At 34.3% G+C, this 22,529-nt stretch carries 16 protein-coding genes and 1 tRNA gene; 10 read left to right on the top strand and 7 right to left on the bottom strand.

Annotated elements, in window-relative coordinates:
* Nucleotides 1–30: 30 nt before the first annotated feature.
* Complete coding sequence (locus tag ABID42_RS00755) at nt 31–777, bottom strand: acyl-CoA desaturase (RefSeq protein ID WP_323256836.1); 747 nt, start codon at nt 775–777, stop codon at nt 31–33.
* Between the two features lie 424 nt (nt 778–1,201).
* Between ABID42_RS00755 and ABID42_RS00750 the strand changes: the two genes are divergently transcribed.
* Complete coding sequence (locus ABID42_RS00750; protein WP_367282054.1) at nt 1,202–2,176, top strand: adenylate/guanylate cyclase domain-containing protein; 975 nt, start codon at nt 1,202–1,204, stop codon at nt 2,174–2,176.
* 13 nt (nt 2,177–2,189) lie between these two features.
* Here the strand turns inward: ABID42_RS00750 and ABID42_RS00745 are convergent, their stop codons facing one another.
* Both ABID42_RS00745 and ABID42_RS00740 read right to left on the bottom strand, forming a co-directional pair.
* On the bottom strand, nt 2,190–2,858 hold the full coding sequence (locus tag ABID42_RS00745) for a Rossmann-fold NAD(P)-binding domain-containing protein (RefSeq protein ID WP_367282053.1): 669 nt from the start codon (nt 2,856–2,858) through the stop codon (nt 2,190–2,192).
* A 62-nt stretch (nt 2,859–2,920) separates the two neighbouring features.
* The gene (locus ABID42_RS00740) at nt 2,921–3,973 is read right to left on the bottom strand and encodes an arginyl-tRNA--protein arginylyltransferase (RefSeq protein WP_367282052.1); all 1,053 of its coding nucleotides are present in this window, start codon (nt 3,971–3,973) and stop codon (nt 2,921–2,923) included.
* Nucleotides 3,974–4,250: 277 nt separating this feature from the next.
* Between ABID42_RS00740 and ABID42_RS00735 the strand changes: the two genes are divergently transcribed.
* From ABID42_RS00735 to ABID42_RS00720, 4 genes are all read left to right on the top strand, one after another.
* Nucleotides 4,251–4,859 carry an RNA polymerase sigma factor gene (locus ABID42_RS00735; protein ID WP_323256827.1) on the top strand — a complete coding sequence of 203 codons (609 nt, stop codon included), beginning with the start codon at nt 4,251–4,253 and terminating at the stop codon, nt 4,857–4,859.
* 130 nt (nt 4,860–4,989) lie between these two features.
* On the top strand, nt 4,990–6,084 hold the full coding sequence (locus tag ABID42_RS00730; RefSeq protein WP_367282051.1) for a FecR domain-containing protein: 1,095 nt from the start codon (nt 4,990–4,992) through the stop codon (nt 6,082–6,084).
* Between the two features lie 180 nt (nt 6,085–6,264).
* A complete protein-coding gene (locus ABID42_RS00725; protein WP_367282050.1) occupies nt 6,265–9,783 on the top strand; it encodes a TonB-dependent receptor in 3,519 nt (1,172 codons plus the stop codon).
* A gap of 43 nt (nt 9,784–9,826) precedes the next feature.
* Nucleotides 9,827–11,248: a RagB/SusD family nutrient uptake outer membrane protein gene (locus ABID42_RS00720; protein ID WP_367282049.1), complete on the top strand. Its 1,422-nt coding sequence runs from the start codon at nt 9,827–9,829 to the stop codon at nt 11,246–11,248.
* 145 nt (nt 11,249–11,393) lie between these two features.
* On the opposite strand, the gene ABID42_RS00715 is transcribed toward ABID42_RS00720, so the two are convergent.
* From ABID42_RS00715 to ABID42_RS00705, 3 genes are all read right to left on the bottom strand, one after another.
* Nucleotides 11,394–11,720, bottom strand: a complete 327-nt coding sequence (locus tag ABID42_RS00715; protein ID WP_323328307.1) for a DMT family transporter — start codon at nt 11,718–11,720, stop codon at nt 11,394–11,396.
* A 78-nt stretch (nt 11,721–11,798) separates the two neighbouring features.
* A complete protein-coding gene (locus tag ABID42_RS00710; protein WP_367282048.1) occupies nt 11,799–12,362 on the bottom strand; it encodes a Crp/Fnr family transcriptional regulator in 564 nt (187 codons plus the stop codon).
* Nucleotides 12,363–12,564: 202 nt separating this feature from the next.
* A tRNA-Asp gene (locus ABID42_RS00705) sits at nt 12,565–12,641 on the bottom strand.
* Between the two features lie 120 nt (nt 12,642–12,761).
* Here ABID42_RS00705 and ABID42_RS00700 point away from each other — a divergent pair.
* Together ABID42_RS00700 and dapF are read left to right on the top strand one after the other, a co-directional pair.
* Nucleotides 12,762–13,283 (top strand): DinB family protein, encoded by a 522-nt coding sequence (locus ABID42_RS00700; protein WP_367282047.1) that lies wholly within the window; start codon nt 12,762–12,764, stop codon nt 13,281–13,283.
* Nucleotides 13,284–13,319: 36 nt separating this feature from the next.
* On the top strand, nt 13,320–14,084 hold the full coding sequence (gene dapF / locus ABID42_RS00695) for a diaminopimelate epimerase (protein WP_367282046.1): 765 nt from the start codon (nt 13,320–13,322) through the stop codon (nt 14,082–14,084).
* Between the two features lie 28 nt (nt 14,085–14,112).
* On the opposite strand, the gene ABID42_RS00690 is transcribed toward dapF, so the two are convergent.
* Nucleotides 14,113–18,609 carry a translocation/assembly module TamB domain-containing protein gene (locus ABID42_RS00690; protein WP_367282045.1) on the bottom strand — a complete coding sequence of 1,499 codons (4,497 nt, stop codon included), beginning with the start codon at nt 18,607–18,609 and terminating at the stop codon, nt 14,113–14,115.
* Nucleotides 18,610–18,753: 144 nt separating this feature from the next.
* Between ABID42_RS00690 and tsaD the strand changes: the two genes are divergently transcribed.
* From tsaD to ABID42_RS00675, 3 genes are all read left to right on the top strand, one after another.
* On the top strand, nt 18,754–19,752 hold the full coding sequence (gene tsaD / locus ABID42_RS00685; RefSeq protein WP_367282044.1) for a tRNA (adenosine(37)-N6)-threonylcarbamoyltransferase complex transferase subunit TsaD: 999 nt from the start codon (nt 18,754–18,756) through the stop codon (nt 19,750–19,752).
* Nucleotides 19,753–19,871: 119 nt separating this feature from the next.
* Nucleotides 19,872–20,984 carry a DEAD/DEAH box helicase gene (locus tag ABID42_RS00680; RefSeq protein ID WP_367282043.1) on the top strand — a complete coding sequence of 371 codons (1,113 nt, stop codon included), beginning with the start codon at nt 19,872–19,874 and terminating at the stop codon, nt 20,982–20,984.
* A 131-nt stretch (nt 20,985–21,115) separates the two neighbouring features.
* Nucleotides 21,116–22,375 carry a DEAD/DEAH box helicase gene (locus ABID42_RS00675; protein ID WP_367282042.1) on the top strand — a complete coding sequence of 420 codons (1,260 nt, stop codon included), beginning with the start codon at nt 21,116–21,118 and terminating at the stop codon, nt 22,373–22,375.
* Nucleotides 22,376–22,529 lie beyond the last annotated feature (154 nt).

Here is a 22,529-nt window from a genome sequence, read left to right as displayed (position 1 = left end):
AATTCACAACTCACTCATTCACTAAATTACCTACATATAATTCAAATCGTTATTGCGTTTTAGTTTGATGATGTGTAATAAATTCAGTACTAAGATAACTGGATAAGTGGGGTCGAATTCATGCCATTTGATACCAAAATTAGCTCTTCCACCTAATTTATGGTGATTGTTGTGGTATGATTCTCCCATCATCAAGAAATCGAATGGTAATAAGTTTTTGGCTGTATCATTTACTTTGAAATTTACATAACCATATTTATGAGCAAACCAGTTGATAATTACACCATGAACAGGACCCATCAAATAATGAATTGGCAACAAAGCATATTCCCAAGTATGTGTAGCGAATTTCATATAAAACAAAGTATATAAAACACCCCAAGCGATTCTTACAAACCATTTGTCTCCTAATTTTTCAACCAAAGCATAATAGGGAACCCCCTTCAAAAATTTAGGCTCTATACCCGCACGGTCGTTAAGTACAGCATTATAATAATCCTTAGTTTTCCACATCATGTGGAAAAGGTTATCAGAGTAACTTGGCGAATGTGGGTCTTTTTCAGTATCTGCATAAGCATGGTGTAAACGGTGCATAATTCCATAAGCTTTTGGGCTTAGGAACGAAGAACCTTGCGTGATAAAAGTAAACCAGTAAAAGAATTTCTCCCAACCCTTCGACATCGTGAACATCTGATGCGCTGCATAACGATGTAAAAAGAATGTCTGAGAGAATAACGATAGATACCAGTGAGCTACGAAGAAAATTAAGATTGCCATATAAGTTTTTTTTACAAAATTATGGCAAGGGATAGGCTTAAAATATGATAAAAGTCAGTGGGGATAATGAGGATGATTAACTATAGAATGATTTTATCATACGACATATTGCCAAAGAATGGGATAATTGCCATTAAAAACCTAAATTTAAACCTTCGCTTGAAAACGAATAAAAATATAAGTATTTGAATATTGCCAAAGGTGCTTTATTTTCTCAAGAACTAATTTTTATTTGTTGAAAACCTCAAAGTCTAAAAACAGTTTTATAGCATTTTATATGTCAGAAAGGTTAGATTATACCAGTAGAGCTAGACGGGTAGCTTTTCAATATCCACTATTTTCTCATTTATCAATCCAAATAAATTTTTGGATTATAGCACACTTGTCTTTTGGGTTGGTTAATTATTTAATACTTCGTTCGTTTATGACAAGTGCTAATTTTGTCATGGGTGATACTTTGTGGTCTAGTTTTCTACTAGCACTGATTTTAGGATTTTTATTTGGTATCTCATTTGGAATGATTGAATACTATTTAGAAAATAGGATTTTCAGAAGAAAATCGCTTGGAAGAGTAATGATATTCAAAGCAATACTCTCATTTATCGTTTCCTTGATACTTTTCTACATCATCAGGTATGTGCTTTTTGAAAAATTGATAGCTCCAATGGTTGATTTAAGCAATATTAAAGTAGATGAAGAATCGTGGAAATATATTTTTTACTTGTTTCTGCTTCATACTTTTTTTATGAACATCATCATCAGTTTCATCAACCAAATGAATAAAAAGTTTGGTCCTGGGATTTTGTTACCTCTTTTACTAGGGAAGTATCGTTCGCCTAAAGAAGAAGAAAGAGTATTTATGTTTATGGATTTGCAGTCATCAACAAGTATTGCCGAAAACTTAGGGCATATCAAATACAGTGCTTTTATTCAGGAAAGTTTTATGGATATTAACGACGTAGTTCCGAAGTTTCGGGCTGAAATATATCAATATGTGGGTGATGAGATTGTGATTTCTTGGGCATTATCTGAAGGACTGAAAGATTTATCTTGTATCGCTTTTTACTTTGCCTGCGAAGCACAATTTAACAAACGAGCATCAGCTTATCAAAACGAATATGGTACTGTGCCAAAATTTAAAGCGGGTGTTCATTTAGGAAAAGTAACAGCGGTAGAAATTGGGGAAATTAAAAGAGATATTGCCTATCATGGCGATACTTTAAATACCACTGCCAGAATTCAAAGTGTTTGTAATGATTATGGGAAATACTTGTTAGCGTCTAAAGAATTGATTGATTTTGCTAAAATTACAGCAAAATATGATGTAGCATCAATTGGAAAAATACAATTAAAAGGAAAGCGTAACCTCGTTGATATTATGAGTGTTGAGGAAAAATAACAGCATTTTGATATTATATTCCAGCCAATTCATTGATGTCTTTTACTTCTAAAATGTTTTTTGGATAACCATGCTGTGTAGCGTGAATCATCGCTAAACCAACTTGAGTAAGTGTGCTAACGTAGTTTTGAAATAAAGTCTGGAAAATTGGGAAAAGCCAACTAAGATATGAATAAAAACTTTGAGTGTTTTTCAGCCCATCCGTCGGCTGAATATAACCCGGTCTGAAAGCAAAAACGTGTTTAAAAGGCAATTTCATTAAATCATTTTCGGTTTTGCCTTTTACTCTTGCCCACATTCTTTTTCCTTTTTCAGAACTATCAGTGCCAGCCCCAGACACATAACAGAAAGTCATAGTTGGATTTTGTTTGCTAAGTATTTCGGCAATGTGCAAAGTAAGCGTATGCGTCAATTGAGTGTATTCGGGTTCTTTTTTGCCTAAAGAAGTAACGCCCATGCAGAAATAACAAGCATTGTAACCAGTGAGTTTATCTTGAATAGGAGTAATATCAAAGAAATTTTCGTGGATAATTTCAATCAGTTTTGGGTGATGTACTCCACAAGGTTTTCTATTGATTACCAGTACAGTATCAACTTGCGGGTGCATCAAGCACTCATGTAATACGCCTTCACCAACCATGCCTGTTGTACCTGTAATGATTGCTCTAATTTTTCCCTTCATATTTTCCAATGGTCTATGTTTTTCAAATTACATATAAATCTTGAATAATTATCATGAAAAAATTATACTGTTTTGATTAAAGACATAGAAACTACATTTGCCATAATATTTGCCGATTCACTTGAGTATAAATACTTGATTGTTTTTAAGAGATTCGTACTATAATGGTCGCCTACGTTTTGGTCGGCATAGGTTCTGAAAACACTACTAGAAAGTAATAGATGATATTGATGGTCACGAATATCATAAACAATAATCGGACTTGGGTTATTTTCATCTACTTCAAAACAGAAAATAAAAATTGGGAAATCGAAAAGGTTTAAGCCATTTAAGTTGGTCATCAAATCAGCATCGAAGTAATCGTATTTAAAAAATGTATGTTCAAAACCGATTTCACTCAGTTGCTCAGATAATGTTTTGAGCTTCTGGGTCATGATTAAAAAAGGAACATTCTCTTTTGCAAAATGCTTAAAACTTAGCCAATTGTTGCTATGTATATCAAGGTATTCAAGATTATTTTTTGCTAAATCTAATTTATAGTCAAACAAAGGATAACCCGGAGCAAAATATCCCGGATAGAAATAGCGCATTCCCAAATTCTTACAAAAATCTATTTTTTGGTACATCAAAAACTTCCCTAAGCTATGTTTCTTATAGTCAGGGTCATAGAAACAAGTAATACCAGCAGAAGTATTATCGCCCAAGTCAAAGAAACCTGTTGCAATCAATTTCTCTTGGTCATACACACTTACTTCATAAGTATTGAAAACATCGTTTTCGCCATTATTAAAGAGTAGGTTTTCTAAAGAAGGAGAAGCATCAAAAGTGATATGATTTCTATATTTTTGAAAAAGATTTTCTTGTTTTTCACTAAATTGAATGGGCTGAATCACGACTTTGAAACCTGCATTAAGTTTCTCAAGTTTTTGTTGCGTTTTACTTTTTTCAAAAGTCGATAAATCAATTCTAAGCCAAATAGCGCTGTAGATGATTCCTGAAAACTTCAGAAAATTGGTCGTAAAAATAGTCTGCCCCATTCTAAACCATCCATTGGCAAGATAGTCGTCTAGTTCGTGTGGATGTAGAGAATCGGGAAAAGTTAGTTTCGCAAACATCTATAAGAATGATATTTTATATTAAAATAGCAGTAAATGTAAGGAAAAATGTTTTTTGAAGGAAATAAGACGAAAAGCAAAGGTTTCTTCCAAGTTCATATTTTATCAATAATGACGTAAAAAGAAGCAAATACTGATTGAAATCGAAAATTTTCGAAAAAAACAATTAATAAATGAAGCTTATGTTTGAGTAGAATATTATTCTTTTTACCTTTCTAGTAACTGGTATTTTACTTTCCTAGTTTGTGTACATTAATATTTAACATTCCTCAGATTTATGTCGTATTCATCTTCTCAATATGATGAATTAGCCCTTTGGTACGATTTGCGTAATGGCAATGAAGATGCGCTTGCTACGCTTCTGAGGCTTTATGCAAAACCCCTGATTGGCTATGGTCGAAAAATGATCAGCGATGATTCAATTATTGAAGATTGTATTCAAGAAGTATTTATTCAGCTTTGGCAATATCGACATACTTTGAAAGAAGATGTAGGTTCGGTGAAAGCATACATTTACTCATCGGTAAGACGAAGAATTATTACTGAAGTAAAGAAAAGTACTTTTGCTAGTCCTCAATACGACGGTTCAGAATCAGAAGAATGTTTTGAAATAGGTTTTTCTGTTGAAGAAAAAATCATTCAGGATGAAACTGAACTTCACCGTGTAAAAATTATTAATCAACACCTGAATAGTCTTCCAAAACGCCAAAAAGAAGCGATTTATTTAAAGTACTTCAAAGAATTGAATAATCAGGAAATCGCTGATATTATGGGTGTTAAATACCAAACTGTTGGTAATCTTATTCACGAAGCACTTACATTTTTGCGTACAGTTTTCCCGAATGATGCTGTTTGGCTTAGTATTCTTTTCCTTTATTTCGAGTAAAACCTTTCATTTCCTGCCTTGAAAATTGACTTTTTAGGGACAATTGTAAATATTTTAATTTTTTTTATTCAAAAAGCAGTATGAACCTGCTCAATAGTTTCTACTGTATATAGAAGCATATTATTATTTTATGAAAAAATATAATGATTATACGATAGATGATTTTGTTCTGAATCCATCATTTGTGGAGTGGGTAAAGAGTTCAGGCTATAAAAACCCGAATGATTTCTGGACAAAATGGGTTGATGAAAATCCTCAGCAATATTTACTCGTGCAGCAAGCTAGTGATTTTATCCTTGCTTCAGCAATAGAAGGCGAAAATGTGAGCGATTTTCAAGTAGAATTATTAGTGAATAAAACCCTGAGTACAATTAGTAATATAGAAAACCAGCGAGAGCCTATTCAATTAAAGTTTTTCCAAAACAGAGAATGGCTTTTGAAATTAGTTGCTTCTGTAGCCATCATTTTTGCGATGGGTTTAGGCGCTTATTTATGGAAAAAAAATATTTCGGAAGAACTTTTATTGACAAAAATTAACAGAAAGTTGATTGAAAAAGAAAATCTCACGGCACAAAAAATGCCTGTCCAATTGCCAGATGGAAGTACGGCACTTTTACAGCCCAATAGTTCTATTAGTTTTCCTGCAACTTTTGAAAATACCAATAATAGAGAAGTTTATCTGAAAGGTCAGGCCTTTTTTGAAGTCGTAAAAAATGCCAATCACCCTTTTTTAGTTCATGCCAAAGATGTTGTAGTAAAAGTATTAGGAACGAGTTTTACGGTTCAAGCTTTTTTGAAATCAGCTGATATAAAAGTAGTTGTGAAAACAGGAAAAGTAATGGTTTTCCCGAAAGAAGGCGAAAGTACTGAAAATATCATCACATTATTGCCGAATCAACAAGTAGTTGTGAATAGCGAAAGTCATCATGCGAATCAGTCGAATGTTGAGCTCGGTGAAGTGAAAGCAATTACTTCAAATGCTACACCAAGCCTAGAATTTAGCGATACACCCATCAGCAATATTTTTCAAACACTCGAAAAAGCTTATGGTGTCACGATTTATTTTGATGAAAAATTATTGGCTGATTGCTCGTTAACGACCAGTTTAGCCGATGAGCCACTTTTTGAAAAATTGAAATTGATTTGTGAAGCGATAGGGCCTAATTCCCATTTTGAAGTAGTAAACGAAAAGATTATCATTCAATCACGAGGTTGTAACCAATAACATGTACATTTTATGATTTTCCCTTTAACATTACCTCCGTAGCCATAAAAAAAGGTATTAGCAATGTACCACCACTGCTAACACCTTTACTTTCAATCCCCTTGATGCCTGAAGAACATAAACCCTTAGCGAGGGAAAGGGGATTTTTGTGCTTTTGTCATTCCAAAAACGAACAATTATATGAAAAAAAATCGACAATCAAATGCCTTATGGCTTACTATTATGAAAATAACTGGACTACAGTTTTTCATGATTTTATTACTCACGAGCTTCTCGTGGGCGAAAAGTTCAGCACAAGAAGAGCTGAATAGAAAAATCAGTGTATCAATTGATGGAATTGCGCTAAAATCAGCTTTACAGAAAATTGAAAAGACTGCCCAAATCAGGATTTCGTATAATTCGCAAGTAGTGCCGTTAGAACGAGTAGTTTTTTTATCAGCCAAGAATGAAAAATTGGCAGAAGTACTTGAACGTTTACTGAAGCCGTTAGCCGTTACTTATGTAGTGGTGAATAAACAAATTGTGTTAAGAAAACTGGAAAATGCTTCACAATCGTTTGTACCTGTAGAGGAAAATAAGGAAGAATTTGCAGTTGCTCAAATTGCTCAAAGTGTTTCTGGAACGATTAAAGATGAAAAAGGTAGTCCGTTAGCAGGCGTAAATATTACTATAAAAGGAACAGTAAAAGGAACGAATTCGGATGCGAATGGTCAGTTTAAAATAGATATTGAAGACGAAAATACTGTTTTAGTTTTTAGTTATGTTGGTTATGGAAAACAAGAAGTACTTGTTGGAAAACGCACTGTTTTTAATATTTCAATGGCAATAGACCAGAAATCTTTGGATGAAGTAGTTGTTGTTGGTTATGGAACACAAAGTAAAAGAGCCGTTTCTGGAGCCGTTTCGTCAGTAAATTTCAAGCAATTTCAAGACCGTTCTTTTAGCAATGTTACGCAAGCTTTGGCTGGTCAGATTGCAGGGGTAAATATTTCACAAGGACAAGGAGCACCAGGTGTTTCGCCGATTATTCGTATTCGTGGAGTAAGTTCAATTACAGCAGGAACGAATCCATTATTTGTAGTAGATGGCGTTCCGCTTGAAAACTTCAACCTCAACATGGTAAACCCACAAGATATTGAATCTGTAGAGGTATTGAAAGATGCTTCTTCGGCAGCAATTTATGGTTCGAGAGGAGCGAATGGAGTTATTTTGGTAACTACAAAATTAGGAAAGCCGGGTAAAACGACTTTCAGTGTAGGATATGAATCTGGCGTGCAAAGTGTAGAAAGAAGAGTAGAAATGATGGACGCCCAGCAATGGATTAACTATTATATTGATGCACATAATAATGCTTGGGTAGATTTGAATCCAGCTAAAAATAAAGCGAGCGACCCAAATAGTCTTCGTACTTCTACTTATAGAATTCCTGACGAGTTTTTAACAAATCCACAACAGTTTGGAAAAGGGACGGATTGGCAAGATGTGATGTTCAGAGTTGCGCCTTCACAAAATGCACAATTTTCAGCATCGGGTGGTACAGAAAAAACACAGTTTATGTTTTCGGCGGCTTATCTCAACCAACAAGCAGTATTAGACGAAAACTATTATAAACGTCTTTCTATTCGTTCGAATATTAAACATCAATTAAGCGACCAATTTACCATTGGTTTGAATATTGGCGTAACAAGTATTTTCGACCGCACTGATGGAACACAAGGAAAAAGTGATGTGGTAAGTTTAGGCTTACAAAGTGACCCGATTTTTCCAGTGTATAACGAAAATGGCAACATCGGTTATCGTGACCCTAATTCTGTTTGGAATAAATACGTGGCTTATAACGATTTAAATTTATGGCATCCGTATTCATTAACACGTTATATCCACAAGCAAAACAAGACTTTTAATACTTTAGGAACAGCATTTTTAGAGTATAAAATTATAGATGGTTTAAAATTCAGAACAAGTATCAATGCCAATTTGTACAATACTCGTTATAATTCTTATCGTGTAAATAAACAAGGTTATGGTTATTCAGGCGTTTTAGCTGCAGAAGGTTACTCAACAAGTGGTTATATGTTTAACTGGCTGAGCGAGAATACTTTGAGCTATGAAAAATCTTATGGAGAACATAACCTTAATGTATTATTAGGATATTCAGCGCAAAGTCAACGCAATGAATTTGCTTCGCTTACTTCTGGAAACTTTCCTAACGATTTAGTTGAAACGCTTAATGCAGGTGTAGTGTCAAGTGGTTTTACCAATGCTACTGAATGGTCGATGCTTTCATATTTAGGGAGAGCACAGTATAATTTCAAAAATAAATATTTCTTAACAGCTGCCATTCGTCGTGATGGAAGTTCACGATTTGGTTCAAATACTCGTTGGGGTTATTTTCCATCAGTTTCTGGTGCATGGATGGTTTCAGACGAAAATTTTATGCAAGATATTAATGCCATTAATAGTCTTAAATTTAGAGTAAGCTATGGTATGGCTGGGAACAACCAGATTCCAAATTATGGTTCAAAAAGCTTGTTGAACTCTTCTAATTATGTTTCAGGAACAACTCTTGCGCCGGGTTTAACCATTGGAAATATTGCCAATACAGATTTAAAATGGGAACGTACTACGCAATTTAACATCGGTTTTGATTTAAAAACATTGAACAATCGCATCGGTTTATCAGCCGAATATTACAATTCTACTACGAATGATATGTTATTGAATGTTCCAGTACCTGATATTACAGGTTTTGCAACACAATTGACCAACATTGGTAAAATGGAAAATACAGGTATTGAATTAAACTTGAATACACAAAATGTAAAAGGGAAATTTAATTGGTCAACTGATTTCAATTTCAGTTTGAATCGCAATAAAGTATTGCAATTAGGACAAAGCAATGCGCCAATTACTTATACAGATTTTGTGGTTGCGGTAAAAACAGAAGTGGGTCAGCCAATATCTAATTTTTATGGATATATCGTTGATGGAGTTTTCAAAAATCAAGCAGCTGTTGATGCTTATCCACATTATTCAACAACAAGACCAGGAGACCCAATTATCAGAGATGTAAATGGTGATAACAAAATTACTGTCGATGATCGCACAACTTTAGGAAATTATCAGCCCGATTTTATGGCAGGTTTAACCAATACTTTTTCATACAAAGGTTTTGATTTTTCTTTCATGCTTCAAGGAACATTCGGTGGCGAAATTGTAAATCAAAATTTTCGTTACTCTGGTTTCTGGAACAACGGACGTAATATGTACGCAGGAGTAGCCAACAGATGGCGTTCGGAAACTGATCCGGGCGACGGGCAGCACTTCAGAGCTACTTTAGGGCTGACGGGTCTGCAAGACCAATTTACAAGTTTATGGGTTGAAGATGCGTCTTTCGTAAGATTAAAAAATATCCGTGTTTCTTATGCTTTACCAGCAAGTATTTTAAGAAAATTACCAATCAAAACAGCTCGTATTTATATGAATGCTGAGAATGTTTTCTTGTGGAGTCATTATACCAATTATGACCCTGAAAATACTACTTATAGTGCTTCGAGTTTTTCAGGAGAAGCCAATGGTAATACTTCAAATGGATTAAATGCTTCTGGAAATGCACCAAACGGAGCTTTTGTTGGTGTTGATTATGGTTCATATCCAATTCCAAGAGTAATAACGATTGGTGCAAAATTCGATTTTTAAGAAGATATTTTGGTTTGAAGAAACCTCAAAAAGACATACGACGATGAAAAAAATAAAACAATTATGCTTCCTGCTTGCCATTAGTTTAACGGCAACAAGTTGTGGTGATTCTTTCTTAGAATTAGCGCCCATTTCAAATGCAACCGCCGATAATTTTAAAACAACTGATGATTTTGAATTAGCTGTAAACTCAGCTTATGCTACGCTTTATACAGTTTATCATCCGGAAGGACCTGTTTCATACGTGAATGAACAAATGAGCGATAATGCCATCATGTTTAATATTTCAGGGATTCAGGCTGATAAATGGCAGTTTAAAGATTACTCTTTGATGACGACCAATACCATGGTTTATCAATTTTGGCAAGATTATTACAAAGCAATTTTCAGTACCAATATTGTTTTGAATAAAATAGAAGGTGCCAGCCTAAGTACTGCTTATAAAGATGAAGTAAAAGCCCAAATGCAATTTTTAAGAGCTTTGTATTATTTTAATATGGTGCAAACTTGGGGCGATTTACCAATCGTAACAACACCATTGACAGGTACTGAAGCTTATGCCGTTCTTCGTTCGCCACAAGCAGCAGTGTATGAACAAATCAAAAAAGATTTACTTTTTGCCATTGATAAATTGCCTTTGGCTTCTGCGATTTCAAGTGCAAAAATCGGTAGAGCTTCAAAAGGAGCAGCACAAACTTTGTTGGGAAAAGTGTATTTAACGATTGGAGATAAGACTTCAGCCGCTACAGTTTTGAAAGAAGTATATAACAGTAATCAATACGCATTATTGCCAAGTTATGCTAGTCTTTGGGGACCAAATGTAAAAAATACCAAAGAATCAATTTTTGAGATTCAATATCAAGGCGGTTCAGTATCAAGTCCATACAGTAGATATTATCAAACATTTTATCCAAATAATAATTTCTTAGGATTTTATGGCTCTGGCATGAACCAAGTAACGGATGATTTATACAACGAATATGAAAATAATGACCCACGCAGAGATTTATCAATTGCTTTGGGTTATAACAATGGAAATACTTTCATTGCGCAGAAATATCCTATCAAATGGGTTCATACCAATGCAGTATTGGGCGGAGGAAATCCATTGTCGAATAATAATTTCATGGTTTTACGCTATGCTGATGTGCTATTGATGCTATCAGAAGCAACAGGAGATGCGAGTTATTTGAACTTGGTTAGAAGTAGAGCAGGTTTGCCAAAATTTGGTGAACCCAATTATCCAGCTACTTATACAACCTTGAATTTAGCCATCGAACATGAGCGTAGAACAGAATTAGCATTAGAATTTCATCGTTGGTTTGACTTGAAAAGAAACAGTAGAGCTGTTTCATTATTAGCAACTAAAGGCAAAGCCATTACAAACGACAAATTGTTACTGCCAATTCCACAAATTGTGCGTTCACAAAATTCAGCCATTACTCAGAATAATGGCTATAATTAAAGAATCATTATTGTTTATTATTGAGATGTGATTAATTAAAATTCTACACCTATTTTTTAGAAGCTGTTCGTTTAAAATTTTGTAAATTCAAGATTCTACGAACAGCTTTTATTGTAAATATCTTAGAAAAGAATACAAGAAATCGCTAATGAGATACTGATTTCAAGCCAATTATAGAACCGACCAACGTTGTAATAAAAAATAATCTCCAAAAATTTATGGGGTCTTTAAATATAAAAATGCCCATGAGAACAGTTCCCACAGCACCAATTCCTGTCCAAACAGTGTAGGCAGTTCCAATCGGTAATGTTTGTGTAGCTTTTAGAAGAAGTAACATACTGATGGTCATTGTAACAACAAAACCACCATACCACCAATAAACATCGTTTCCTGTAGCTTCCTTGGCTTTTCCTAAGCATGAAGCAAAGGCTACTTCAAACAACCCAGCAATAATCAAAATAATCCAGTTCATATCCTTTGTTTTTTATGGGACAAAGTTCTTGAAGTGAGTCGAATAAAAATTTTACAAATGATAAAAAACGAATTACTGCTACCTTATTGTTGCTCTTATTCTGCTTAGACTTACTTGTGTGATGCCAAGGTAAGATGCAATATGACCCAATTGTACTCTTTGGATTAAATCAGGACTGTCTTTTAATAAACTACTATATCTTTCTGAGGCAGTTTTAAATTGTCTATGTATTAATCTTTCTTCCGTTTTGATAAGTTCTTTTTCAGCGAACCTTCTACCAAAATTTGCAATGTTTATGTCCTTCTCGAATAATTTTTGCAAGTCGCTTTTCTTTAACTCATAGAATTCACAGTCTTCCAAAAGTTCAATATTTTCATATCCATTTTGATTATCAACATAACTTTTCATAGAAATAACCGTTTCACCTTCTCTCCCAAACCAAAAAGTAATTTCCTTGTCACTTTGGTTAATAAATGCCCTCACGATTCCCTTTTTGATAAAGTAAATAGTAGGCTCAATTTTGTCGGCTTTCAATAGAATATGACCTTTTGGATAGGCAACTTCGGAAATACTTTCCTTAAGAGCATTTTTTGATTCCTCTGGCAATTCGAAAATTGCGTCAATAATCTTATCTAAATTCATTGCTACCTTTTGATATGAAGGGTTAAAATTAATCTTTCTAAGGCTTGCTATAGAGAAGTTAGGATTATTTTTTAAAAATTGAATTCTGATACAAAGTAGGAATTTAAATAGAAACAGCGATGAAGTATTGATTTGAATTTATTGTAACATAAAGCAGTGTAAACAAAAAAGTCTCACAATCAATGATTATGAGACTTTTAATTGGCGGTCTGGACGGGACTCGAACCCGCGACCCCATGCGTGACAGGCATGTATTCTAACCAACTGAACTACCAAACCTTTTTTGCAATTTAACAACTTCTTAACTTTGTGTTGTTATGTCGTTGTGTTATTGTGATGCAAAATTAGTCGTTTTATTTTAGAATGCAATACCTTTGTCAAAAAAAATCAAAAAAATATATGAGAAAGCCTTTTGAAAACGAGTTTCCTGATGATAAGTATTTTTCTTTTTATATAGAAAAGGTTGAAAGTCAAAATGTTATTGATGTACTTATGGCGCAAGAAAGTCTTGTAAAAAAAATCTATAAAAATTTGTCTGAAGAGCAAAAAAAGTATCAATATGCAGTTGGGAAGTGGACTCCGCAACAAATTTTGGGTCATCTTACTGATACGGAACGCATTTTTGGTTACCGTGCTTTGTGTATTGCAAGAGGAGAAAAACAATCTTTACCTGGTTTTAATGAAAATGAATATATGGATGCGTCGCATTTTAATGAAATTCCTTTTGAATCTTTATTAGAACAGTATCGTTTAGTAAGAGAAAGTTCTATCGCATTGTTTTCTTCTTTTTCAGAGGAGGTAGCTTCAAGAATTGGAATAGCGAATGGACATGAGGTTTCGGCAAGAGCTTTGGTTTGTATGATTGCTGGACATGAGCGTCATCATTTGAATATATTAAAAGAACGATATAATATTGGGTAAAAATTAAGGCGTTTTAAGTTTTGAATAATTATTAAGATGAAATTTTATAAATATCAAGGTACCGGAAACGATTTTGTAGTGGTTGATGATCGTTCAAAATCTTTCCCAATTTCACAGGAGTTTATTGCCCATTTATGCCACCGTCGTTTTGGGATTGGTGCAGATGGCTTAATGTTGTTACAAGAAGCAGAAGGCTATGATTTTAGAATGGTTTACTTCAATTCAGATGGTACAGAGGGTTCAATGTGTGGAAATGGTGGAAGATGTTTAGTTCGTTTTGCTCATGACTTAGGCATTATTGGTGATTCAACTGTTTTCATCGCTGTAGATGGAGAACACGAAGCGAAAGTAACAAAAGAAGTGATTTCACTGAAAATGATTGATGTGAATAATATTGAGGAAACACCTGAATATGATTTTATGAATACTGGTTCGCCTCATTATGTTACTTATGTAAGTGATTTACAAAATTATGATGTGTACAGTACTGGAAAGGCTATACGTTATGGAGAACCTTTTGTAAGCAAAGGTGGAACAAATGTGAATTTTGTGGAAGTAACTGGCGAAAATGCTTTGGCTGTAAGAACTTATGAGCGTGGTGTAGAGGATGAAACATACGCTTGTGGAACAGGAGTGACAGCTTGTGCTATTTCAGCTAATATTCGTTTGGGCTTTGATAAATTTGTGGATATTAAAGTAATGGGAGGGCAGCTAAGAATTGAATTTGAACGTACAGAAAATGGCTATCAAAATGTCTTTTTGATTGGACCAGCTGTGAGAGTTTTTGAAGGTGAAATTTGAGGGTTGGTTGAAAATGTAACTAAATTCTCTATGGATTAACGATTGGTTCGTTTGATTCTGCAAGTGGGTTTTTAGATTTCTTTCTATTTAAAAACAAGTAATTGAAGCTTTTGGTGTACAGCAAACTTGCTCCGCCAGAAGTAAAGGTTTGATAAGTATTTAAAGCACCCAAGATTGACGTTTGTAAGTTTCTGTTATAAGTTTTAAATCTCAAACTTCCGTCTTTTGTAATAAACCATTCTAATGCCCAGTCGCCGATAAGTGATTGGGCATTTGTTTGATTGGTAGCTGTTGTAAAACCGCCACTTCTCGTAATTCTGAAGCGGTCGTTGAAATTGTATGAAAGTCTAAGCTGCAAATTATTAATCAAATCTTGATTCAAACCGTTTCCATTCAATGATAAATCGACGTTCAAATTTTGGTCGATTTTAGAGAAAACATTACTCAATTGATTCGATAATAATTCAGTTAAATTACTGACTAAATTGACTGTCGCAAAGGCGGTTGAATTTGTCTGCGACACCATTTGTCCCAACAATAAAACATTACTTACTTGTCGGTTTAATTCCTGATCATCCGTTTTCATTCTGTTTTCAAATGCTGTTACCGCAGAATTGAAATCTGGGTTTTGCGGATAGTCATGCATTTTCAAATTGAAAGAAACCGTTGGTTGTAAAAGTCTATCTTTTAAATTAATTGTAATGTCAACAGGGTAACGGCGTGTATAATCGGCTTTGTTTCTTAATTCTCTGCCTCTTCCAGTAGAGTCAATGACAGAACCCAAATAACTTAAATTTTGTGTATAAGCGGCACGAATATCAACGATAGCTTCATAAGGATTACCCGACCATGAAATTTTACTTCCTCTTTGAATATTAAATTTTTTGTTGATAATATTCTGGAAAGTAAAAGTATAATCTCCACGTTCAATATTGTAATCGCCAGTCATATCAAAACCGCCTCTGGTATCAACTTTTAGGTTGATAATTCCAGAACCGTTAGCACGCATAATATCACCAGTTTGTTTGTCGAATTGTACTTCTCCATAAGCATCAGGCGTAATTTCAAAGTTGAAATCCATTTTGATACCGCTACTTGAGCCATTTTTTGCTTGGCTTTTATTCAAAGAATCTTTGGCTACTCTTGCACTGAGGAATTCAATTTCTTCTTGATTTCCAGCATCTTGTGCTTTGTCAAGCGGAATATATAATCTTGTTCCTCTATCGCTTTTTAAATCGGCAGAAATATTAAGATTATCGAAAGTGCCACTTAAATTTAGTTTTCCTGTAGCATAAGCTGTTCCGTAATAAGTATCGTTATCTCTTCTGAGGGTATTCAAGATTTTAAAACGGTTCATTGTTGTGTTTAAATCTACACTAAATGTTTTGTCACCATCAAAGAAAACACTACCTTTTAGCGTTCCTTTATTGCCTTCATCGTCGGTTAAACGAAGACTTTTCGCTCTAACTTCATCAGGTTCAAAAGTGATTTTATCTTCAAAATTTAAGACAGATTTTAAGTAATCGAAGAACAACGTACCCTTTTTAATGTCAATCGCTCCTTCTAAAATCGGGTGAGAAGGTTTTCCTTTGATATTGATATTGCCAATCGCTACGCCACCAATTTTAGAGAAAAGTCCTTTTGTAAAAGGTTCTAAAATTTGAAGATTTGTTTGGTTTAAAGTAGCCAATAAATCGAGTGAATTTTCAGTTTGTTTAGGGTCGTAAATACCTCTTACGCTCAGTACTTGATTTTGAAGACGCTCTAATGAATAATTAATATCTACAATTTGTCTTTCGTTATCAAAAACGCCATCACCTGTTACATTACCAATCAAAAAATTATCCAAGTACAAATCTTTGATGTTCAGATGGCTATCAAGGTTAATACTTTTATAAATGTTTTTTACTTCAACTTCGCCGTTTACCAAGCCTTTCATATTCAAAGAAACGATAGGTGCTAAGGTTTCAAGCTTGAAGTTTTTAGCTTGGAAAGTTAAGTTCTTGAGCGAATCCTCCGAAACATTTCCGTTCAAGGCAATGAATTGTTCTAAATTACTCAAGTATAAATCTTTGGCAGTAATTTCATTACCAATAATTGTTAGGGCATTATCGGGACTAACGTTCCAATCTTGATCAAGTAAATGAAGCCTAGAACGTTTGAACTGTAAAGCAATACCGTCTGGAATAAACTTCAAATTTCCATTGAGTTTTACTAAATTCGATGTTCCTACTTGTTTTAAACCACTGGTAAATCTAATGCCTTCATCTGCCCAAGAAGCATCAATGTCAAGTTGTTCTGTTGGCGCAAGTACACTAATTTTTTGTTTTTTAGAGTTCAAGATTAACGACGCTAATATTTCTGGCGTATTATAGAATTTTGAAGAGTTCAAATCTATATCCGACTGATAGAAACGATACTTTTGACCCAAAACCAAAGTGTCAATCTTTGAACTCAAGGAGAAAGTAGAAGTATTGCTAATTCCGAAAGTGCCATCTATCCAAGTTTTTTTCGAAATATGTCCGTCTGGATAATAAAATGAAAGAATTGGGTCGAAGTTTTTGAGATAAAACTGATAAGCAATTTGGTAATTCTGTGGAGGCGTTAATGGCTTTTTCGCATAATAAGCTCTACGAGTAGCTTCGTCGCCAACAAAGTAAATTTTATATTCTTCAACAAGTATTTTTAAATCTTCAAAAGCTTGGCTAGGCTTGAAATTCCCATTAAAATCCAAATTAACTAAATCTGATTCAATGTTTAATTTTCGAGTACTATCATCAAGTTTGGAAGTAATGTACAAAGAATCAAGAATTAAGTTTCGTTGCTCTAGCGTAACATAAGTGTTGATAAATTTAGCTTTCCCGACCAAATCATCAATGGTTTTTCCTTTCGATTGAATATCAAGTAACGTAGAAATTCGCCAATCATCTTTGGTGAAATGAAGATTTTTTAGGTTGGCCTTCGATAATTTCCCCAGCATATCTACGTCACTTTTCCCATTTCGTAAATCTACTTTTCCGAATACATTCAACACAAGATTTGTGTCCTTTACGGCAATTCTTCCATCAAAAAGCTCTTTGGCAAGTTTGCCATTAATGTCAATATTTTTGTAATTATAGTCGTTGTAACCTATTTGTTTAACCGTTCCGTCGAAATTCAAACTAGCATTTTTCATTGAAAAACCAACGCCTTCGATTTTTCCAGAAAGTGAAATGTCACCTAATGAACCTGCATTTTCAAGAAGTTTTCCGAGTTTAAAATCTTCTAATTTCAACGAACCTTTGTAAGTAGAATTAGCTTCGTTTGGTTTTAAAACCATCGCAACATCCACGTCCGATTTTCCTAAATCAGAAGTCAACAATCCTGTCGTTTTAAAATTAGAAGTACTTCCCTTGAAAGTGCCATCAAAGGTAATATGCCCAAATTTTTCAATGGCTTTTACTGGGTCTTTGCCAATATATTTTTCTAAATCAGTTACCAAAACATACGATTTTCGCATATTGAAATTCATGTCTGTTTTAGGAATATTGGGTAAACCCTTAAAGGCAAAATCGCCTCTTAATTTAGATTTTTCTCCAAAATATAAATCGAAATTTTGGAGTTTAAAATCATTGACGGTGCCATCAAATTTTCCGTTGAGATAATAAATTTCTTTGTACTGATACATGTCGTTTACAAAACGAGCAATATCGTTTGCCGCAACCACGGTAGAATCAAAATTGGCACGCATTCTTACTTTTGCATTCCAATGTTTGAAATCTTTTTGACTTCTGAACGACATAACGATATTATTCCTTACCACTGAATTATTTACTTTCAGCAATAAACCATCAAAACGCATTTGCGTATCAGAAATCAAGAAATGTGTTTTAAGCGTTTTAATTCTTAAATCAGAAGAGCGGTCGTATGCTTTTAGCGTAGTTTGAAAAGTAACAGTATCACGAATCAAAGTGAAGTTTTTGAGATGCGCATTTAATTCGTGCAGTTTGAAATGATAATGGTCGAACGATTTTCTATCGTTCATATAAGGTTCCGACTCATCATTCATGCTAAAAATACCTTCTACAATATCAGCTTCGCCAATGATAAATGGCGTAGGTTTATGCTTTGGGTCAGGTTTAGAAGCCGTAAGTCTGTTGATACGGCGAATAAATTCATCAATATTCAAATCACCTTTTTTGTCGGTCACTAAACCAACTTTTGGATGATACAATCTTACATAATCTAATTTCGTTTTCAGAGAATCTTGTAAAAGACTTTTCAATTGAAAATCTAAATCTAGTTTTTCAATATCTATCATTTGATGGTTCTGATAATCTTTTACTCTTACGCCTTCTAGCGTAGCTTCATCAAAAAAACGAATAGTTACTTTATCAATTTCGATTGGATAGCCAAGTGCTTTAGAAATTTTTGGAGCGTAATATTGGGCAATCTTAGTTTGTAAATAGGAACTTCTAAGTGCTAAAGAGCCTAAAACAGCCAACAATAATAAACCCACAACAGTGTAGAGGATTATTTTTGTCAATATTTTAGAAACCTTTATGAACATTTATTTTTACTATAGAAATTATGTTGACTGTAAAAAATCAGACAAAAGCCTATCACAGAAGCGCTAAGGTATTGTTTTCACTGTGTTCTATCAACTAGCATTCATTATCTTTGCATTATTATGACAATCTTAGCAATCGAATCATCATGTGATGACAGCTCAGCAGCTGTAATTATTAACGGCAAAATTTGTTCCAACATTGTAGCAAGCCAAGCTATCCATACAAAATGGGGCGGGGTTGTTCCCGAATTAGCTAGCCGTGCACATCAACAACATATCGTACCTGTTGTGGCAGAGGCACTTGAAAGAGCGAAGATAACAAAAAATGACCTAAATGCCATTGCTTTTACTCGTGGACCTGGCCTTTTAGGTTCATTATTAGTAGGTACTTCGTTTGCCAAGGCTTTGGCGATGGGTTTGAATATTCCTTTGATTGATGTTCACCACATGCAAGCCCATGTTTTGGCACATTTTATTGATGAACCCAAACCCAATTTTCCGTTTTTATGCTTGACAGTAAGCGGAGGACATACCCAAATTGTATTTGTGCATTCGCCTTTAGAAATGGAAGTAATCGGTGAAACCCAAGACGATGCTGTGGGCGAAGCTTTTGATAAAACCGCTAAATTATTGAATTTGCCTTATCCGGGTGGACCTTTAATTGACAAGTACGCTAAAGAAGGAAATCCAGAACGTTTTCCGTTTCCGATGGTAGAAATGCAGGGATTGAATTACTCTTTCTCAGGAATTAAAACTTCATTTTTGTATTTCTTACAGAAAGAAACTAAGAAAAATGCCAATTTCGTTGAAGAAAACTTGGCAGATATTTGTGCTTCGATGCAAGCCACTTTGATTAAAATTCTTTTACAGAAACTCAAAAAAGCGGCTAAACAGTATAAAATCAAAGAAATTGCGATTGCTGGTGGTGTTTCGGCAAATTCTGGTTTAAGAGCAGAATTGCAAAAAATGGGAGAGGCTGAAAATTGGAATGTTTATATTCCTGCTTTTCAATATTGTACTGATAATGCAGGAATGATAGCGATGGCAGCACATTTCAAAGCTGAAAAAGGAGAGTTTTGTACACAAGATGTAAGTCCATTACCAAGAATGGCTTGGTAATTTTCAAGAAAAAATCAAAGGCTATAAGTAACCAAACTTGTAGCCTTTTTTGTATCATCGCTCATCAAAGAGCTTCTTCATTAATAATTCCTTACCTTTGTGAATAAAAAAATACAATTTTGGCAACATTCAAACAATTAGGCGTATCAGAACATTTCATCCAAGCATTGACTGAACTGAATATCAATAAGCCTTCTGAAATACAGGAAAAAGCAATTCCTTACTTATTAAAAAATCAAAACGATTTTATTGGACAAGCACAAACAGGAACAGGTAAAACTGCTGCTTTTGGTTTGCCTCTTTTGATGAAAGTAAATCCTAAATCAAAAGAAGTACAAGCATTAATCTTAGCACCAACTCGTGAACTTTGTCAACAAATAGCCAAACATTTGTTTAAACTGACAAAGTATGCTCCAGAAAAAATATTTGTTGAAGCAGTTTATGGAGGTGAAAAAATAGATATTCAGTTAAGAGCTTTATCAAAACCAACTCAGATTATTGTAGCCACGCCTGGCAGACTCATTGATTTATTAGCTAGAAAAGCCGTGGATTTGAGTGCCGTTAAAACGTTAATTTTGGACGAAGCCGACGAAATGTTGAGCATGGGTTTTAAAGATGAGTTAGATAATATTCTCAGACAAACGCCTCATGATGGCTCAAAATGGTTGTTTTCGGCTACTTTGCCAACCGCTTTGCAGAAATTGGTGGATACTTATATGTCTAAAAACACACATACCATTCAAGTAAGTAAAAGCGAAGTGGTGAACAATTTAATTGAACATCAGTTTTTTGTATGTGAAGAAAAAGAGAAGTTTGATTTTGTGATGCAGTTTTTAAAAACGATGGGCGCTTCTACAGGCATTATATTTTGTAGAACAAAAGCGGCTGTTCAAACGCTAACGAAACAGTTAGTCAGTAAAAATATAGCGGTAGATGCTATTCATGGAGATTTGCAACAGAGTGAAAGAGACAAAGTAATGCGTGCTTTCAAGAATCATAAATTGAAAATATTAGTAGCAACGGATATTTCTGCAAGAGGTATTGATGTGGACGATTTGGCTTATGTAATTCACTACCAATTGCCAGACCAACCCGAATATTATACTCACCGAAGTGGTAGAACGGCCAGAGCTGGGAAAAGAGGTATTTCAATCTGTTTTGTAAGCCAGAATGAAGTAAAAAGAATTTCAGAATTTTCTAAATTATTGAATATCTCATTTAGAAAATTATAGTAATTATTACGCTATTGTGTACAATTTAATTGTACTGTTTTCGCTTATTAATAATAAGCAAATATTTGATTTTTAGTGTTTTATATGTTCGTTTTACATATTAAAACCTTTTCGTTTTTAACAACATCCTCATGTCATTTCAATCATTAAATTTAATTGAACCTATCCAAAAAGCATTAGCTGAGGAAGGTTACAGTACGCCAACACCTATTCAAGCCCAAGCGATTCCAACAATACTTCAAGGAAAAGATTTGCTAGGAGTAGCCCAAACAGGTACAGGAAAAACGGCAGCTTTTGCCATTCCGACGATTCAATTGTTGTGCCAAAATCCTGTTCAACATCGTGGGAAAAGAAGTATCAAAGCCTTAATCGTTACGCCGACTCGTGAATTAGCGATTCAAATAGACGAAAGTTTTAAAGCTTATGGAAGATTTACGGGACTAAAACATACTGTTATTTTTGGTGGAGTAAAACAAGGACGCCAAACGGATATTTTACAAGATGGCGTAGATGTTTTGGTAGCCACACCGGGTAGATTATTAGATTTAATCAATCAGCGATTTATTTCGTTAAAAGATATTCAGATTTTTATTCTGGACGAAGCCGACCGTATGTTAGATATGGGTTTTGTGCATGACATTAAGAAAATTCTTACTTTTTTGCCAAGTAAACGTCAGTCGCTATTTTTCTCGGCAACGATGCCTCCTGAAATTCAGAAATTAGCGGATAATATTTTATACAAGCCTGTTAAAGTAGAAGTAACACCCGTTTCATCTACGGCAGATACCATCAAACAAGCGGTCTATTTTGTGGAAAAAGACCAGAAAAATGCTTTGTTGATGGATATTTTGAAAGACAAATCTATCGAAACTGTTTTAGTATTTACTCGTACCAAACACGGAGCGGATAAAGTGGTGAAAGTTTTGGCGAAAAACGACATCAAAGCTGAAGCAATTCATGGAAATAAAGCACAGAATGCTCGTCAGCGAGCTTTAGATAATTTCAAGAGTAAAACGACTAGAGTATTGGTTGCTACTGACATTGCCGCTAGAGGAATTGATGTTGATAATCTGGCTTATGTAATCAATTTTGATATTCCGAATATTCCTGAAACTTATGTGCATAGAATTGGTCGTACTGGAAGGGCAGGAGCAAACGGAACAGCATTTTCTTTCTGTGATTCGGAAGAAAAGAATTTTTTAAGAGACATTCAAAAATTGATTGCAAAGAATATTCCTGTGATTGAAGACCATGATTTTAAAAAGAGTAATGCGGCTCCAATTCCAAGTCCAACAAAACCACATGTTTCTCAGAAAGTACATGGTAAATCAGACGAAGTAAGTAATAAAAGTAAAAAAGTTTGGTTCAAGAAAAAGGCAGAAGTAAGATAGAAGATTGATGAATATCAATCTTACTGAAATGACGAATATCATTTTTAGGATAGAATCGTAATTTTTGACTTCCCTTCGCTAAAATTTGTTGAATTTAGTATTTAGCTTTACTTTTATGGGATTTATCCAAAAAACATGGAAATAGTACAAAAAA

Source organism: Arcicella rosea (assembly GCF_040543805.1).
GTDB lineage: Bacteria > Bacteroidota > Bacteroidia > Cytophagales > Spirosomataceae > Arcicella > Arcicella rosea.
This window is presented reverse-complemented; position numbering and strand designations above follow the sequence as displayed.